Origin of the sequence: Phytobacter sp. V69 (assembly GCF_965644215.1) — a bacterium.
GTDB lineage: Bacteria > Pseudomonadota > Gammaproteobacteria > Enterobacterales > Enterobacteriaceae > Phytobacter.
Window position 1 is genome coordinate 1 of record NZ_CBFFRL010000610.1, and the last position, 209, is coordinate 209.

A 209-nucleotide genomic window follows, 5' to 3' on the forward strand; every position below is an offset into this window, starting at 1 on the left:
GCTGTGCGCGTGGATATCGAAGCGCAGAAGTTCCCCCTTGGAACAGCGCTCTTTACCGAGCTGAAAAACAAAGCGGTGAAACGCTATTACCTGGTTGATGCTCGCAACAAAGTGGAAGCGGCGATCAACTCCCTGCCACAACCGGATGAGTCAGATGCCGAAGCGCGGTTCCTGGAGGTTGAGAAATTACTGGCGACTTCCAAACGGCA

At 54.1% G+C, this 209-nt stretch carries 1 pseudogene; it reads left to right on the forward strand.

Features of this window, described 5'->3' with window-relative positions:
* Positions 1 to 209, forward strand: a pseudogene (locus ACSZPU_RS26605) (enterohemolysin); the annotation flags it as partial.